The sequence below is a fragment of the Desulfopila aestuarii DSM 18488 genome, from assembly GCF_900143695.1.
Taxonomy (GTDB): domain Bacteria; phylum Desulfobacterota; class Desulfobulbia; order Desulfobulbales; family Desulfocapsaceae; genus Desulfopila; species Desulfopila aestuarii.
This window is the reverse complement of sequence record NZ_FRFE01000012.1, coordinates 81,950-96,925: the sequence shown is the minus strand read 5'-3', so window position 1 is coordinate 96,925 and position 14,976 is coordinate 81,950. Positions and strand designations below refer to the sequence as shown.

Annotated in this window: 15 protein-coding genes; 5 read left to right on the top strand and 10 right to left on the bottom strand. The window is 51.2% G+C overall.

Going from position 1 to position 14,976, the window contains the following annotated elements; genetic code table 11:
• Positions 1–123 precede the first annotated feature (123 nt).
• The 4 genes from BUF15_RS13105 to rsmB form a co-directional block, all read right to left on the bottom strand.
• Positions 124–1,446 carry a PhoH family protein gene (locus tag BUF15_RS13105; RefSeq protein WP_073613945.1) on the bottom strand — a complete coding sequence of 441 codons (1,323 nt, stop codon included), beginning with the start codon at positions 1,444–1,446 and terminating at the stop codon, positions 124–126.
• The gene (locus BUF15_RS13100) at positions 1,443–2,546 is read right to left on the bottom strand and encodes a M24 family metallopeptidase (protein WP_073613944.1); all 1,104 of its coding nucleotides are present in this window, start codon (positions 2,544–2,546) and stop codon (positions 1,443–1,445) included. Before BUF15_RS13100 ends, BUF15_RS13105 begins: the two co-directional genes overlap by 4 nt.
• A gap of 25 nt (positions 2,547–2,571) precedes the next feature.
• On the bottom strand, positions 2,572–3,162 hold the full coding sequence (locus tag BUF15_RS13095) for a hypothetical protein (protein ID WP_073613943.1): 591 nt from the start codon (positions 3,160–3,162) through the stop codon (positions 2,572–2,574).
• A 152-nt stretch (positions 3,163–3,314) separates the two neighbouring features.
• Positions 3,315–4,679, bottom strand: coding sequence for a 16S rRNA (cytosine(967)-C(5))-methyltransferase RsmB (gene rsmB, locus BUF15_RS13090; protein ID WP_073613942.1), 1,365 nt, complete (start codon positions 4,677–4,679; stop codon positions 3,315–3,317).
• 283 nt (positions 4,680–4,962) lie between these two features.
• Here rsmB and BUF15_RS13085 point away from each other — a divergent pair, with 283 nt between their 5' ends.
• From BUF15_RS13085 to BUF15_RS13075, 3 genes are read left to right on the top strand one after another with little or no spacing between them, the layout of a single operon-like run.
• Positions 4,963–5,811: a D-amino-acid transaminase gene (locus tag BUF15_RS13085; RefSeq protein WP_073613941.1), complete on the top strand. Its 849-nt coding sequence runs from the start codon at positions 4,963–4,965 to the stop codon at positions 5,809–5,811.
• Positions 5,812–5,852: 41 nt separating this feature from the next.
• Positions 5,853–6,872, top strand: coding sequence for an amino acid ABC transporter substrate-binding protein (locus BUF15_RS13080; protein WP_073613940.1), 1,020 nt, complete (start codon positions 5,853–5,855; stop codon positions 6,870–6,872).
• Between the two features lie 29 nt (positions 6,873–6,901).
• Positions 6,902–7,531, top strand: coding sequence for a class II aldolase/adducin family protein (locus tag BUF15_RS13075; protein ID WP_073613939.1), 630 nt, complete (start codon positions 6,902–6,904; stop codon positions 7,529–7,531).
• An 89-nt stretch (positions 7,532–7,620) separates the two neighbouring features.
• On the opposite strand, the gene rbr is transcribed toward BUF15_RS13075, so the two are convergent.
• From rbr to BUF15_RS13055, 4 genes are all read right to left on the bottom strand, one after another.
• Positions 7,621–8,196 (bottom strand): rubrerythrin, encoded by a 576-nt coding sequence (gene rbr, locus BUF15_RS13070; RefSeq protein ID WP_073613938.1) that lies wholly within the window; start codon positions 8,194–8,196, stop codon positions 7,621–7,623.
• A 2-nt stretch (positions 8,197–8,198) separates the two neighbouring features.
• The gene (locus BUF15_RS13065) at positions 8,199–8,390 is read right to left on the bottom strand and encodes a ferredoxin (protein WP_073613937.1); all 192 of its coding nucleotides are present in this window, start codon (positions 8,388–8,390) and stop codon (positions 8,199–8,201) included.
• A gap of 265 nt (positions 8,391–8,655) precedes the next feature.
• Positions 8,656–9,654: a GGGtGRT protein gene (locus BUF15_RS13060; protein WP_073613936.1), complete on the bottom strand. Its 999-nt coding sequence runs from the start codon at positions 9,652–9,654 to the stop codon at positions 8,656–8,658.
• Positions 9,655–9,665: 11 nt separating this feature from the next.
• Complete coding sequence (locus tag BUF15_RS13055; protein ID WP_073613935.1) at positions 9,666–10,358, bottom strand: iron-sulfur cluster assembly scaffold protein; 693 nt, start codon at positions 10,356–10,358, stop codon at positions 9,666–9,668.
• Between the two features lie 1,174 nt (positions 10,359–11,532).
• Between BUF15_RS13055 and BUF15_RS13050 the strand changes: the two genes are divergently transcribed.
• Entirely contained in the window at positions 11,533–12,405 is an 873-nt protein-coding gene (locus BUF15_RS13050) for an OmpA family protein (RefSeq protein ID WP_073613934.1), read from the top strand.
• Positions 12,406–12,537: 132 nt separating this feature from the next.
• Here the strand turns inward: BUF15_RS13050 and BUF15_RS13045 are convergent, their stop codons facing one another.
• Positions 12,538–13,770 (bottom strand): diguanylate cyclase, encoded by a 1,233-nt coding sequence (locus tag BUF15_RS13045; RefSeq protein ID WP_073613933.1) that lies wholly within the window; start codon positions 13,768–13,770, stop codon positions 12,538–12,540.
• 366 nt (positions 13,771–14,136) lie between these two features.
• On the opposite strand from BUF15_RS13045, the gene BUF15_RS13040 reads away from it, so the two are divergent.
• On the top strand, positions 14,137–14,580 hold the full coding sequence (locus BUF15_RS13040) for a nuclear transport factor 2 family protein (protein ID WP_073613932.1): 444 nt from the start codon (positions 14,137–14,139) through the stop codon (positions 14,578–14,580).
• A 96-nt stretch (positions 14,581–14,676) separates the two neighbouring features.
• Here BUF15_RS13040 and BUF15_RS13035 read toward each other — a convergent pair whose 3' ends face one another.
• Positions 14,677–14,883 (bottom strand): hypothetical protein, encoded by a 207-nt coding sequence (locus BUF15_RS13035; RefSeq protein ID WP_073613931.1) that lies wholly within the window; start codon positions 14,881–14,883, stop codon positions 14,677–14,679.
• Between the last annotated feature and the right edge of the window lie 93 nt (positions 14,884–14,976).

Genomic DNA, 14,976 nt, shown 5'->3' with positions numbered 1-14,976 from the left:
AAATGTACAGAGGTTTTGCACTGTGCTCTCTTGGGGCCGGTATCCGGTCGGATAGGGAAACAGATGCCCCGGCAGGCGAACTTGCCGGGATCATACCATATATAAAAAAATCTGTCCTGCAGCTTATAAGAAATCGGCAGCAATCGCCGAAAGTGGTGAGCGCTCGCTTTTGGAAAGCGTCACATGACCGTAGAGCGGTTGCCCCTTGAGTTTCTCGACCGCATACGACAGACCGTTTGAGGACGAATCTAAATATGGATTGTCAATCTGGTTCGGGTCACCGGTAAGCACCATCTTGGTGTTCTCGCCGGCACGGGAAATAATGGTTTTCACCTCATGGGGTGTGAGGTTTTGGGCCTCATCGATGATTACGAACTGATCCGGGATAGAGCGACCGCGGATATATGTGAGAGCTTCCAGTTCCACATGCTGATCCTTGAACAGCTTGTCCACCTTGCTCTGCACCGTGCCTTCCTCGAGTCGGTGGTTCAGGCGCATCAGGTAGATGAGGTTGTCAAAGATAGGCTGCATCCACAGGCTGAGCTTTTCGTCTTTGGTGCCGGGGAGATAGCCAATATCCTTGCCCATAGGGATCACTGGCCGGGAAACCAGCATCTTTTCAAATGTCTCACCGTTCAGCACACTCTCAAGGCCGGCTGCGAGTGCAAGCAGGGTTTTGCCGGTGCCGGCCCGACCAATCAAAGTGATGAGGCTGATAGCGGGGTCGAGCAATAGTTCAAAAGCCATCCGCTGCTCTTTGGAACGGGCTCGAATATGCCAGGCGTTCTCACGCTCTTTCACAAGATGGCTCAGAGTTTCTGGGCCGGTGGCCCTTGCCAGCGCCGAATGTTTGGGGTTGGACTCGTCCTGCAGCAAGATGAACTCATTGATGAGAAAATCGCCGTTGGGGATTGTGAGTGTCTCTTCCTGGTAATAGCGGTCAACCAGCTCGCCGTCCACAGATATCTGATGCCAGCCGGTGTACAGGGCATCGAAATCGCATTTCTGCTTCTCGAAGTCCATCACGTCGAGGCCGAGCGCATCGGCTTTTAAGCGGGAGTTGATATCCTTTGAGACGAAAATGACGCGATGACCTTCGCTTTGCAGCGCGTACGCTACAGCCAGGATGCGGTTGTCCGGGACGCTCATATCCATGAACAAGCCCGGCATGTCCTGAGTTTCGACGGTGATTTTGAGAATACCGCCATTTTCCATTTGCACACCGTCTCTCAGGTTTCCCTGGGCGCGGAGCCGGTCGAGTTTACGGATAACCTGACGGGCGCTGCGGCCCAGTTCGTCATTGTGGCGTTTGAAGTTGTCCATTTCCTCGATGACTGTCATCGGCAGGACCACGGTGTTATCTTCAAAGGAGGTGACGGACTCCGGGTTATGGAGGAGGACGTTGGTGTCGAGAACGAAATATTTTGGTGGTTTCGATCTGGTCATATATCAAGCCAGGTGGTATCGCTGTTCAGGTTTTCGCAACCGTCTTCTGTTACTATCACCATGTTTTCCAGTCGGATACCGCCCCATCCCGGGATGTAAATGCCTGGTTCAACAGTGACAATCATGCCGGCTTTCAGGGTATCCTTGCTTTGGGTCGAGAGGCGTGGTGCCTCGTGTACGGCCAGTCCAACGCCATGGCCGAGGCTGTGGCCGAAATAGTCGCCATAACCGGCATCGGCGATGATATCGCGGGCTGCCTTATCGACCTCTTTACCGCTGATCCCGGCCTTGATCGTGGCTATGCCGGCCAATTGCGCCTGCCGGACGATGCGATGGATGTCCTGGTATTTTTTGGTAACTCTTTTCCCAGGGATAAAGGTCCTGGTCATGTCTGAACAGTAGCCGTTCAATATCAGTCCCATGTCGATGGTGAGTGGTCCGGCGGCGCCTATGCGGCTGTTTTGCGGTACGGCATGAGGAAGAGCGCTGTTTTCCCCGGCCGCGACAATGGTGGCAAAGCTGGGACTTGATGCACCTAAAACACGCATCCGCTGTTCGAGAGCAAGGGCAATGTCGATCTCGGTCTGTGAGCTGGTGATGGTGGGGAGAATATCTCGAAAAACCTGTTCATTGCGGGTTACCGATTCACGGATAAGTGCAATTTCCTCGGCATCCTTGACGGTTCGCATTTTTTCGATCATGCCGGAGAGCGGCACGAGCTCGATGCCTTTCTTTTTGAAAGCGTCTTTCATGGTCCGATGGGTCGAGTGGAGCATGTAGCTCGACTCAAATCCCAGCTTTCGGATATCGCACTTTGGCAGCAACGATTTCAACAGGTTGATGAGCCCGCGGGGATACATTTTGATCTGCAGGTGCGGTACCTCTTGCTCTGCCTGCTGCCGGTAGCGAAAATCGGTGAGCAGCAGCCCCTCACCCCGGGCCGGGATGAGGAGTACGCCCGAGCTTTCACTGATGTCATGGTCTGTGGCTGTAAAACCGCTGAGGTAACGCCGGTTATGGGACTGACTCACCAGGAGTGCGTCAACCTTCTTACGGCGTAATTTTTTCTGCAGTTTTTTTATACGTTTTGCGTAATCCATCAGAACCTCATAGGAGGAATGAGAATCAGACCAGCCCCAGCTGCTCCAGGATCGTGTCCTTACGCTGCTGCATAGCCTGGTTGTACTGGCCGTTCAGTTCCTGCTGCATCCGGGTCATCTCTTCCTGGTACTTTGGATGCATGGAAGCCCTGATTTTGCCAGCATCAACCCCTCTGCCGGCATACTGCTGTTCAAGTTGGGCCTTGAGCGCGCCTTCGAGCTGTTGGGTCACCTGCTCCTTATGCTTGTCGTACTGCTGGAGGATTTGCTGAAGCTCCGAACAGATCTGGGAGATTGCCGAAACTCCGAAATTGCCGGCAATGCTCATGACGCCGTTTAAAGCGACTTCACTGCGTTTCTGCAGCATTTCGTCACGGGGCAGCACCACGTTTCTAAGAAGTGTCTGTACTGCGCCTTTATACATGGCCTGCTGTGTTTCAGGGGGATTTCCGGCAAGTGCTTCGACCAGGTCTTCCAGTTGGTTGTTCAAAAAATCTGCGGCAAGGCGCATTCCTGCCTTCATTGTATCTTCGTCACTGGCAACGGGTTTGGCATTGGCCGTCATTTTCGCCATGCGTTCCATTACCAGATCCATTGTACTTTTTATCTCTGCCATAGTGTGCCTGTTGGGTGTTTGTAGAGGATATGTTACGAAAAAGTTAAGCACGGAATGTACATCAGACAGGGGGCGAGCGCAAAGAAAATCAATTCTCCCGCTAAGGGGCGCTACGGCTGTCTTTTCTGTGGCTGTATAACTCTGGAAGCCCGTCAGGATGTACGCATAAATCGGGCTGCAAAAAAACCGTCGATCTCACCTGTTGGTCGTGGTGCGAAGACATCTCCTTCCAGGAAGCCGACTGCAGTTTCTGGAAGATAGCCGCGACAGGAGGTGAGGGAAAATCCCGGATGGGCGGCGAGGAATCTCTCCATTACCTGCTGGTTTTCCTCGATTTCAATGGAGCAGGTAGCGTAGACGATGACTCCTTCCGGTGCAACCAGTTCCGCTGCATTATCGAGAAGATCGAGTTGTTCGAGCTGGTAGCCGATCAGGTCATCTGGCTGGCGGTTCCAGCGAATGTCCGGGTGCCTGCCGATAACTCCTGTTCCCGAGCATGGGGCGTCGATCAACACCCGGTCAAACTGTAGACGACTGGTCCGTAAATATTCCTGGAGATTTGTCGGGCAGATGGTGAGTTGCCTTTCGGGGGCCAGGCGGTCGAGATTTTCCTGCAAGAGTCTGAGGCGCTGCGGTTCGGGTTCAACGGCCACGACCCGACTGTTGGGAGCCATGAGTTGGAGGATGTGGCTGGTTTTCCCGCCCAGACCGGCACAACCATCGAGATAGGCCATCTGGCTGGTAAAGGGGCCAAGCAGTAACGTTGCCAGCTGGGCCGCTTCATCCTGCACCTGAAAGCAGCCTTCATCGTAGCCGGGCAGAGCGCTAATTGATCCTTGATAGTTGGTCAGAACCAGACTGTCTGGCGCATAATGTCCAGGAATGGCTGTAATACCGTCCTCCTGGAGGCGGTTGGCGAAATGGTTGCGGTCGATCTTGAGGGTATTGACCCGAAGCGTGAGTCTGGGCTCCCGGCTATTGACTCGACAGATCCGCTCCATCTCGTCTTGTCCGTAGCGGTCCCGCCAACGATCCGTGAGCCAAGCAGGATGATTAAGTATAGGGGCCCCGGAAGAAAGCGTATCGTCAGGTCCTGGCAGCGTATCGCGTTGCCTGGTCGCGGCGCGCAGTACCCCGTTGACAAAACCGTGGAGGTGTTTTTTCAGGCTTGCGGCCTTGAGAGCATTCACCGTTTCGTTAACCGCCGCCGATTCGGGAATTCGGTCCAGGCAGAACAGCTGGTAGAGCCCTACTGAGAGTGCTTGGTACACAAAAGGTTCCAGTTGGTCGAGCGGTCGGTTGCAAAGTTTGCCGATGAGCAGGTCGAGATAATCGCGGCGACGTAGCACTCCATAGATCAGGTTCATGGCAAGGGACCGTTCAGCGCCGATGAGCCTGCATTCGTCAGTCACCGAGTCAAACAGGGGCTTGACCGGATAGCGGGTACGGTTGAGGCGCAGCAGCGTTTCTATGGCGGCAAAGCGCGATGTTTTGGGATATTTGCGGGTCGCTTCCATGCTCTCTGGTGGAAAAAAGATTGCTGTGATCTATGCTCTTGTATCTTGGCTGAGCAAGACTATACTCATGTCAGTCTGGGAATTCCCGATTTTTTTCTGTGAACGTTCATGTCGTTGAGGTTGGCCAGGCTTTCTCTTCGCTGTATTTGTCAGGGTGTGCGGTTAGGCCGTTTCTATATTGATAAAATCATGGTAATCATCGGGGGCATAAGAGGAGCCTGGAATTGAGAGACGGAAGAGGTGCAAGAACGGAGTACGTTATTTAATTTACCGGAGGCAGAAGATGAGGCGGACGGTCTATATCAATGGCAGTTTTGTGCCGGAAGATGAGGCGAAGGTCTCGGTGTTTGATCGGGGCTTTCTCTTCGCAGATGGGGTCTATGAGGTGACAGCGGTCCTTGATGGACGGTTGGTTGATTTTGACAGTCATGTTGATCGGCTGAACAGGTCATTGACCGGACTCGGCATGACGATGGATCTCAATTACGCGGCACTGCTGGATCTCCATCGCCGTTTGGTCAGTCGCAATGGACTGCGGGAAGGTGTTGTCTATTTGCAGGTGACCCGTGGCGAGGCGGACCGGGACTTTCACTATCCGGTGGGTGTTGCCCAGACTCTTGTCATGTTTACCCAGGAAAAACATTTTAGTACTGAAACAGTGAAAGGGCTCTCGGTGATTTCTGTTCCCGACCTCCGCTGGCAGCGGCGGGATATCAAAACTGTGCAGTTGCTGGCCGCGTCCATGGCAAAAATGGCTGCCAAAGAGGCAGGTAAAGATGACGCCTGGCTGGTGGAAGACGGTCATGTTACCGAAGGTACTTCGAGCAATGCCTATATCGTGACCAACGACGGGACTATCGTTACCAGAAACCTGTCGACCTCCATTTTGCCAGGAACGACCAGGGCGGCAGTACTTAGGCTTGCAACTGAGCAACAACTCAAGATTGACGAGCGGCCTTTCACCCTTCAAGAGGCTCAGCAAGCGGCTGAGGCTTTTATTACTTCAGCGACTGCTTTTGTCACCCCGGTGGTGGAGATTGACGGAATGGCGGTGGCCGACGGACGTCCCGGGCAAATTGTCGGACGCCTCAGAGAAATCTATATAGAAGAGAGCAGAAAGACAGCTGTTTGATCCGGTGGGGTGGAGGACGACAGTTGTCTTTGGAGAAATGTATGACGAACAAAGTACGGCTACTTGCGATTTTCCTGTTGATGCCGCTTTTTGTTGCTTTCCAGGCGGAGGCGGCAACCAGGGAGGAAGTACGTGGTCGTGGGTATCTGCAGTGTGGTGTTGCCACCGGTTTACCCGGTTTTTCCTTTTCAGATGAAAACGGCAATTGGACCGGTTTTGACGTGGACCTTTGTCGGGCGGTGGCGGCCGCTGTTCTTGGGGACGCCAAAAAGGTCAGGAATGTCCCGCTTACAGCAAGGGACAGTTTTACGGCCCTGCAGTCCGGAGAGGTGGACCTTTTAGCCCATGATACGGGTTGGACCATGACCCGTGATACCTCGTTGGGAATCAGTTTTGCCGGAATCAGTTACTACGACGATCAGGGATTCATGGTTGCCGGCAGCGCAGGGATAACAAAAAGAGGGGAGCTGGAAGGAGCTGCCGTCTGTGTCCAGGCTGGAACAACGGCAGAGCTGAATACTGCCGATTTTTTTTCGCAGAACGGTATGAGTTACAAACCAATTGTTGTCGATACGCCCGACCAGGCGCTGAAGGGGTTTGAAGCGGGGCGCTGTTCAGTGGTAGCCGGCAACCTTGCGCATCTCCAGGCGTTGCGGAGTCGGTTGGCCGAGCCGGAGAGTGCGGTGATGCTGCAGGAGAGAATGGCACGAGAGGCGATGGGGCCGGTCGTGCGGCAGGGTGATGATGCCTGGTTCAATATCGTCAAATGGACCCTGTTTGCCCTGGTGAATGGTGAGTCCCTTAGACTTACAGCAGATAATGTCGTGCAGATGCAGACAAGTGCAGACCCGGCAGTACGAAGATTTCTCGGATTTGAGGGCATTAAGGGTCAGGGCTTGGGGCTGGCTGATGACTGGGCTGCCCGGATTATCCTGCAGGTTGGCAATTACGGCGAGATATTTGAACGGAACCTTGGACAACACGCTCTTCTTAAACTGGAGCGTGGACCAAACGCCCTCTGGTATGACGGTGGTTTGCAGTATGCGCCTCCGTTTCGTTAAAGACAGGATATCAGGAGGGGTGAGGTTTCATGGAGCAGCGTGAAGGTGTTGTCAAATTCCGGCTCGATTTTCATCAAAAAAGATGTATTACCAAGGAGATGACCGCCGAGCTCAACGGCTGGCGGCATGTCCTGCACCGGCTGGGGCTTATCGGTCAGGAGCCGGAGCGATACCAGGGTTTGGGATTTGGTAATATCAGCTGCAGGACGTCAGATGCGAGGAGCAGTTTTCTGATTTCCGGTACCCAGACCGGTAAGTCGCCGTTTCTCTCCTGCTCGGAATATGCATTGGTGACACAATGTGACCCTCTGACCAACTCCGTTAGTAGCATGGGACTTACCAAGCCGTCTTCAGAAGCATTGACCCATGGGCAACTGTATCTCTTGGATGTGACTATAGGCAGTGTTGTACATGCACATTCACCAGAGATTTGGAACCAGGCAGAGGCGATGGGCCTGCCACGTACGCCACGTGATGTGGCCTATGGCACTGTGGAAATGGCTCTGGCAGTTGATGAGCTATTTTCTCTAAAGTCAGTTCGGAACTGCCGGTTGTTTGTCATGGATGGTCATCAGGATGGGGTAGTCAGCTTTGGGAGCAATATAGAGGAGGCCTGTGGGACGATGATCGCAGCACTGGCTTCTGCTGTCGCAGGGTGACAAGGTAATAATGGCGAGCTATTGAAGAACAGCGCCATGTTTCAAAGGAACATGGCGCTGCTGGTTGGTGATAATACAGTTGTTGCAGGCTACCAGTTTTTGCCCAGCAGCTCAAAATAGCCCTGAGGTCGGACGCAGGCTGGACATTTGTCCGGTGCTTCAACGCCCTGGTGGATGTAACCGCAGCCAAGGCATTTCCAGAGCTGTGGCTCCTCTCGAACAAAGACCCGAGCTGCGTCTATATTTGCTGCCAGCTCACGATACAGCTGCTCATGGTGCTGTTCCGCAACGCTAATGGCATCAAAGGTATCGGCCGCGCGGATAAATCCCTCCTCGCGGGCGATTTTGGCAAAACCCTTGTACATCTCTTCATGCACATAGCGTTCGAGTTCTGCCGCCGACAGGAGATTGGCTCGGGTGTCGAGCGTGACCCCGGCCGGAAAAGACCAGGTGGTTTCGTATTCCCCTCCGTTGAAGAACTTGAAAAACCTGTGCGCATGCTCGTATTCTTCCCGTGCGGTATCGTCGAATATCCTGGCGATTTGGATATAGCCATCTTCTTCAGCCCGACGCGCAAAAAAATTATAGCGGGTACGGGCCTGGCTTTCCGCCGAAAAAGAGATCAGGATATTCCTGGCTGTTCGGCTTTCAGTGAACTTCCCCATGGCTATTCGATGATTTCGATGGCATCCGCGCCGCATTCCCGCATTGCCTGCCGAACCACATCCTCATATTTTTCGGGAATCTCATCAAACTTTACGATGGAGAGCAGTTGGTCTTCATCGTACTCGAATACTTCCGGGCAGAGTTTGTTGCAGTTCCTGTCGCCCATACACTGACTGGTGATCTTGACCTTCATGAGTCCTCCTGAATAAGTGGGATGGTCACAGCCGCTGCCTGGTGGCACGTGACAGCGGACCACGGAAAAGTCCCGGCGATATATCACATTTCGCCGATTGGCTTAAACTGGAATCCACTATACCGTATCGACAGGGAAAATGCACTGTGGAGATGATGAAATTTGTCAGGAAGTGGTGGGTGACGAGTGGTACTGTCTGGTTGATGAACCCTTCCGGGATCTGGGACGCCAGGAGCCCAGAAGGGTTGAGTACCAAAGACTGCGATCAGGCAGTAGCCTGTTCCAGCGCCACAGCAACGGCCACGCTGGCACCGACCATGGGGTTGTTACCCATGCCGATCAGCCCCATCATCTCGACGTGGGCCGGGACAGAAGAGGAACCGGCAAACTGGGCGTCAGAGTGCATTCGGCCCATGGTGTCGGTCATGCCGTAGGAGGCTGGACCTGCACCCATATTATCGGGATGCAGGGTGCGGCCAGTGCCGCCGCCGGAGGCGACGCTGAAATAGTTTTTCCCCTGCAGCAGGCACTCTTTCTTATACGTGCCGGCGACCGGATGCTGAAAGCGGGTCGGGTTGGTGGAGTTGCCGGTGATGGAGACATCGACACCTTCCATATGGTTGATCGCTACACCTTCGCGTACGTCGTCAGCGCCAAAGCAGCGGACTTTTCTTCGGTCGCCGTCAGAATAGACGGTTTCAGCGACAACCTTCAGCTCACCTGTGGCGTAATCAAAGCTGCTTTGGACATAGGTGAAGCCGTTGATGCGGGAGATGATCCTGGCCGCATCTTTTCCAAGTCCATTCAGAATTACCCTCAGCGGAGTCTCACGAACCCTGTTGGCAGATTTGGCAATACCGATGGCGCCTTCGGCGGCGGCAAATGACTCATGTCCCGCCAGAAAAGCGAAGCATTTGGTCTCTTCTTTCAAGAGCATGGAGGCGAGGTTGCCATGGCCGATACCCACCTTGCGGTCGTCGGCGACGGAGCCGGGGATGCAGAAGGCCTGCAATCCCTCACCAAGGGTGGCAGCGATATCTGCGGCCTTGGTCAACCCTTTCCTGATAGCAATAGCCGCCCCCAGGGTGTAGGCCCAGCAGGCGTTTTCAAAACAGATAGGCTGGATGGATTTGACGAGCTCAGCAACATCGACACCGCGGGATAGGCAGATTTCACGAGCCTCTTCCAGTGATTGCATGTCGTATTTGTTAAGGACCGGGGTAATTTGGCCGATCCGTCTGTCGTAACTTTCAAACAGTGCCATAATTTCCCTCCCTATTCATGGCGTGGGTCAATAGTCTTGACCGCATCGTTAAATCTGCCGTAGGTGCCAGAGGCGGACTCCAGCGCGTTGGCAGGATCCGTTCCTTTTTTGATGGCTTCCATCATCTTGCCGATGTTGACGAATTTGTAGCCGATGATCTCATCATTCGCGTCCAGGCCGATTGCCATGACATAGCCTTCGGCCATTTCCAGGTATCGCGGTCCTTTGGCGCTGGTGCCATACATCGTACCGCAAACAGAACGCAGCCCTTTGCCGAGATCTTCCAAACCTGCACCGATCGGCAGGCCACCTTCGGAGAAAGCGGACTGGCTGCGACCATAGACGATCTGCAGAAAAAGTTCCCGCATGGCAACGTTGATGGCGTCGCAGACAAGATCGGTGTTCAGCGCCTCAAGCAGAGTCTTGCCAGGAAGAATTTCAGAGGCCATTGCTGCAGAATGGGTCATACCGGTGCAACCGATGGTTTCGACCAGGGCTTCCTCGATAATACCGTTCTTGATGTTGAGAGTCAGTTTTGCGGCACCCTGCTGAGGGGCGCACCAGCCTACGCCATGGGTGAGTCCGGAAATGTCGGTGACTTCCTTTGCCTTGGTCCAGCCACCTTCCTGGGGAATGGGTGCGGGGCCGTGGCCGGCAGATTGCGCCACGCGACACATCTCCATGATTTCGGAAGTGTATTGCATTGTATGCTCCTTGAACGAAAAGAGAAACGAAAAGACAGGCTGCGCATCCTCTTGTGGGGGCAGCCGTGAAAAATGTTCCATGTCCGAAAAACAGACGCGAAATCTCATGTTGCTGAAAAAGGTTGTTTTCCGGGATAATAAATAAGTGACAATAAAATATCGAATTTCTGCGGAATGTCACTGAAAAACTCCTCGATCTTTTTTGGGACTCTACCTTATAGTTATCATCCTGCCGCAGAGTCGTCGGATTTATTGCCGTTTACCTTGCAATACACGCTATTAGTCAAAAGATATTCACGGTAATATAATGTGTTATATGAAACTGACTCATCTTCAATGTTGTTCTATTTTCGGTGGGAAATATGATGGCCAGCAACGGTAAATTTCCTTTCACAAAGAAACCGCACGTTCCCCTCTCCATGCCCTGACTGAGAAAAGAAGGGAATGACGATGTCGGGGATGGCCGAAGAAGTGCCATTTCTCTAGTGAGAAAAAATGGAGCCAATTGACAGAACCTTGTTGGTTTGCTAAAAATTTTCGTGGAATTATTTGAAATTAAAGGCTAGTATCAAAATACCCTACTATGAAGGCTTTGGTACTCTGTCTAGCTCTTTATTTATTTGGCTTGCAGATGATGCCAAATTTCGGTTGGGGTGGTTGCTTGCAGCCTTTCAAATGTTCTGTAATAGTTTGAAATGTAACATTTTTTGCTATTAGGAGAATTCCATCGGTTACAAAAGAGCATACAGGCTCAATTAGTCAGGAAGCCGTGATATTCATGACGTGGGTTGAAGGATGTCTCTGCACAAAGGACAGGTTCGACTACCATCAATCTGCGCGGAACCTATTGTTTTTTTCGTTAAACATGGCTTGATTGTTGAACTTGCCTGATTATTCTTTACCACATGCTTAATTTGATACACCTTGATAACCATGCTGAGTGATTAAAATTACTACATTTTGGATAAAAGGAGGGAACCGGTAACATACGTTGCTTCGGTTTGGAGAGAGCCGGGGTTCAGCACGACAGATCAGAATGATGTCGTAGATAAAAGTGGCAAGGTTTTTCAAGGGATTGTCCAGGTGGACATAATATAGAAGACACATGAATGTTGCTGTGATAGAAAACCGCTTTTTCAGAAGAAATGTAGTATAAGACTTAAGGAGAAAAGAAATGTTGAAAAGAACTGTATTTGTTGCCCTGGCCGCACTTGCTCTGAGCACGCCTGCTCTGGCCATCGAGATTCCTGCCGATGCCGGCGTTGGTTTTTACAAAGAATCCACTGCTTATCCGTCATCTAAGTTTAATAAACTTATCGAGGCTTGTGGAATAAGCATGTCAGCTGATGCTGTTGGTAATGTTCCTGCTACATATGCCAAGGCTGCTGATGGTCAGGTTGCTTTCAATGATCTTGATATAGCATACAGTCCAATGCAATACCATTCCATCTTCACTGCATATGGCCTGCAAATCAATCCTGAGAAGGTAAAAGAGAATGCAGTTACTGACTATGCTGTGGTTAAAGACGGCGAAGTTATGGTGAAATCTGCACCAAGTATTGCTTTCAATGGCGATGAGTGGACGAGAATTTTTGCCATGTACGATCTGCCGTTTGTTGACGGTGATGATGATGGCGACGGCGTCCTGAACAGCAGAGATCGTTGTCCGGATACCCCGAAAGGCGTGAAAGTTAATGAGGATGGTTGCTGGGTCTACACAGGCATTCTTTTTGACTTCGATAAATCCAACCTCAAGGCCGAGTACAAAGAAGACCTGAAAGGTGCCAAGGAAATCTTCGACATGAATCCGGATCTGGAAGTTGCTGTTGAAGGACATACAGACTCTGTCGGTACTGATGCCTACAACCAGAAACTCTCTGAGAGACGTGCTAATGCGGTTGTCAAGTATCTCGTGAACACTGTTGGTGTTCCTGCTGACAAGCTTACTGCAGTTGGTTACGGTGAGACCCGTCCGGCGGCAACGAACGATACCGCTGAGGGTCGTGCGCAGAACAGAAGGGTTGAATTCACCCCGAGCAGAAGATAGTAAGAGTTTTCCAATCGGCTTTGTCCGGTTGTTGAACTGAGAAAGGGGCTATTCCACAAGGGATAGCCCCTTTTATTGTTTATGGGCAACCGTCCGTTGGAAAATGATCTCTCCCTGAATGTCTCCTATCTTCTAATTTACCCCAGGGGGACCGGCTACAACAAGGTTACGCCCATTACTCTTCGCCTGATAGAGATAAACATCGGCGCTGTTCAGTAGTGTTTCATGGGATACATCTTCGGCAGTCTGCCATTCTTCAATGGAGCTTACCCCAAAACTTGCGGTGACATGCACGGCTTCCCCGGAGAAAAGGAAGGGGATCTCGGCTACTGCCTCCCGTAGACGTTCAGCGATTTCCACTGCACCTTCAGTGTCGGTCAGCGGCATGATAAGGATGAACTCCTCACCGCCGAATCGACCCAACCAATCCACATCCTGGCGAATGAGCTGCTGTATCGTTTCAACAACCTGTTTCAATACCAGGTCACCGGACTGATGGCCGTAGTTGTCGTTGATTCTCTTGAAATGGTCCAGGTCGAAGATAAGGATGGCTATTGGGTTGTTATAGCGCCTGGCTCGTTTCATCTCTTTAGGTAGGTATTCGTTAATCCCGCCCCGATTGAAGCAACCGGTCAGCGCGTCACGGATGGAAATTTGCCGGATACGTTGTATCGCCTCTTCCAGTTCGTTCGTGCGCTGGTTGACGATTTGCTCCAGGTTGTTCTTGTACTCGTTGAGTTCTTTCTGCGATTTTTCAAGCGATCTTAACATGGTCTGGTATCGGAGTTGCTGATACGCCTGATTGGAGAGCCGGTTGGCCATGAGCCAGAGAAAATCAAGCTTTTCCCTGAAGTGTTCCTCCGACATTTTTCCCATTTTATGAAAGGCTCTGAGCATCCTTTCGGAATCAACGCCAATTTCTTCAGCATAGGAAATAATGCGTTCTTCATTGACACTGCCTATTGAGTTCTGCCCGATCAACCAGTTTGCCACGTGAACATTTTCGATAACGATCGGGGCTGCGGCGTCGAGAAAGCCTATGCTCTCACAGGAGTGGCAATAGGGTTTCTGGGTTCTAAGCGACATTTCTCCCAGTACCTTGCCGGAACGCATGCAGTTGAGCAGACCTTTTTCGGTCCCGCGTATAATTTGGCAAACTTCACAGTAATTACTGGGCTTGGTGATAGGGGAACCGGTAATGTCGACGATGGATGAGGCGATACGATGGGCTTTGGCAAACGAGTCCTGCAACTCTTGAAGATGATTAATATCGATGATATCGATCAAAGAGTAATTCTTGAGAAAGGTCTCATGATGTTGCCGGGCACGTTTTGTGTCATCATTAGGGGGATAATGTCGTGTCATGGTCTGAATTCTGCTCACCTCAAAAAGATATCACGATGCTGAAAAATGTCGTTACATCCTTATGTTACCAGATGAACAGATTCAGGCCATCATTTTCGCAAGGATTATATAATTTTTCTGGTTTTTCCAAAATAAAGAGATCAGATGTGGTTGAGTGTTGGGAACATGATGCAATCGTCCTATGCTCCCTGGTTTGGGATGGTGGCAGTATTGTTGGTCAGGTTTTTTGCTAAAGATAAATGAAATTAGGTAAATATGCCTATTGTATTGAGAGGTTGTTCATGGTAAGCACAAGTCTCATTACAAAGGATTTCCAGGCTGGTGGATATTCTGCAATTCGTTGATATTCTATAAAAGGGGTGAAAAATGAAACTGAGCAGGGCGTTAATCAATGTTGCACTCGTACTTTTCCTGGTTGGACTGCTGGCCGCGTGTCAGTCAACCAAAAACCCGGGCATGATGATCGGCAATATCCAGGGAAATACTAGTGATGAAACAGAAGTCTACGCAATCGTTGCCAAAGTTCAGGAATATATCAGTGCGAGTGAATGGGATAAATGGCTGGCGCTCTACTCCGATGACGCTATTTTGACGAAAGGCGACGAGAAAGTTTCGAAAAGTGAAATGCGTAAATCGGTAGAGGGTATCAAATACAAAATTACTGATATGGAGGTCCTGCAGAAGACCATCGGTGTGGATGAAGCTGTTGTCAGCACTCGATTTCTCGGTAACGGCAAGGAACAGCTTGAGTCTTATAAGCTGAAAAAGATCGACGGCATATGGCTCATTGTAGAGGAGACAAACCCTTGATTCCTAATTGTTAAACCGTTGCTCGTTAAATATAGAAGAGGCGGTCTCAAGGGTGAGGCCGCCTTTTTTTCGTTGGGGAACGAAGGGGCACGCAACTCAACAGTCGCAGTCAAATTTACTGCAGGCGATGCAGTAGACGGTCAAATGTACGGCTTCGGCGAACATTTCAGTACCGTGCTCGCTGTCGTACGCTTTGGCAAGCGCCATCACCTCTTTATCGTCTTCCGCCCGGGTGATAATGTCGATCAGTGGGGCGAACTGCTCCTGATATTCTGCCTTTTCGACGGCGGAACTGTTATTCATATAATCTTCATAACAATATCTGATTTTCGTCCGTTTTCGTGCCACAGCTATCCTCGATTGTTGTCTATCTTTTGTTCTATACTAGGTTCGGTA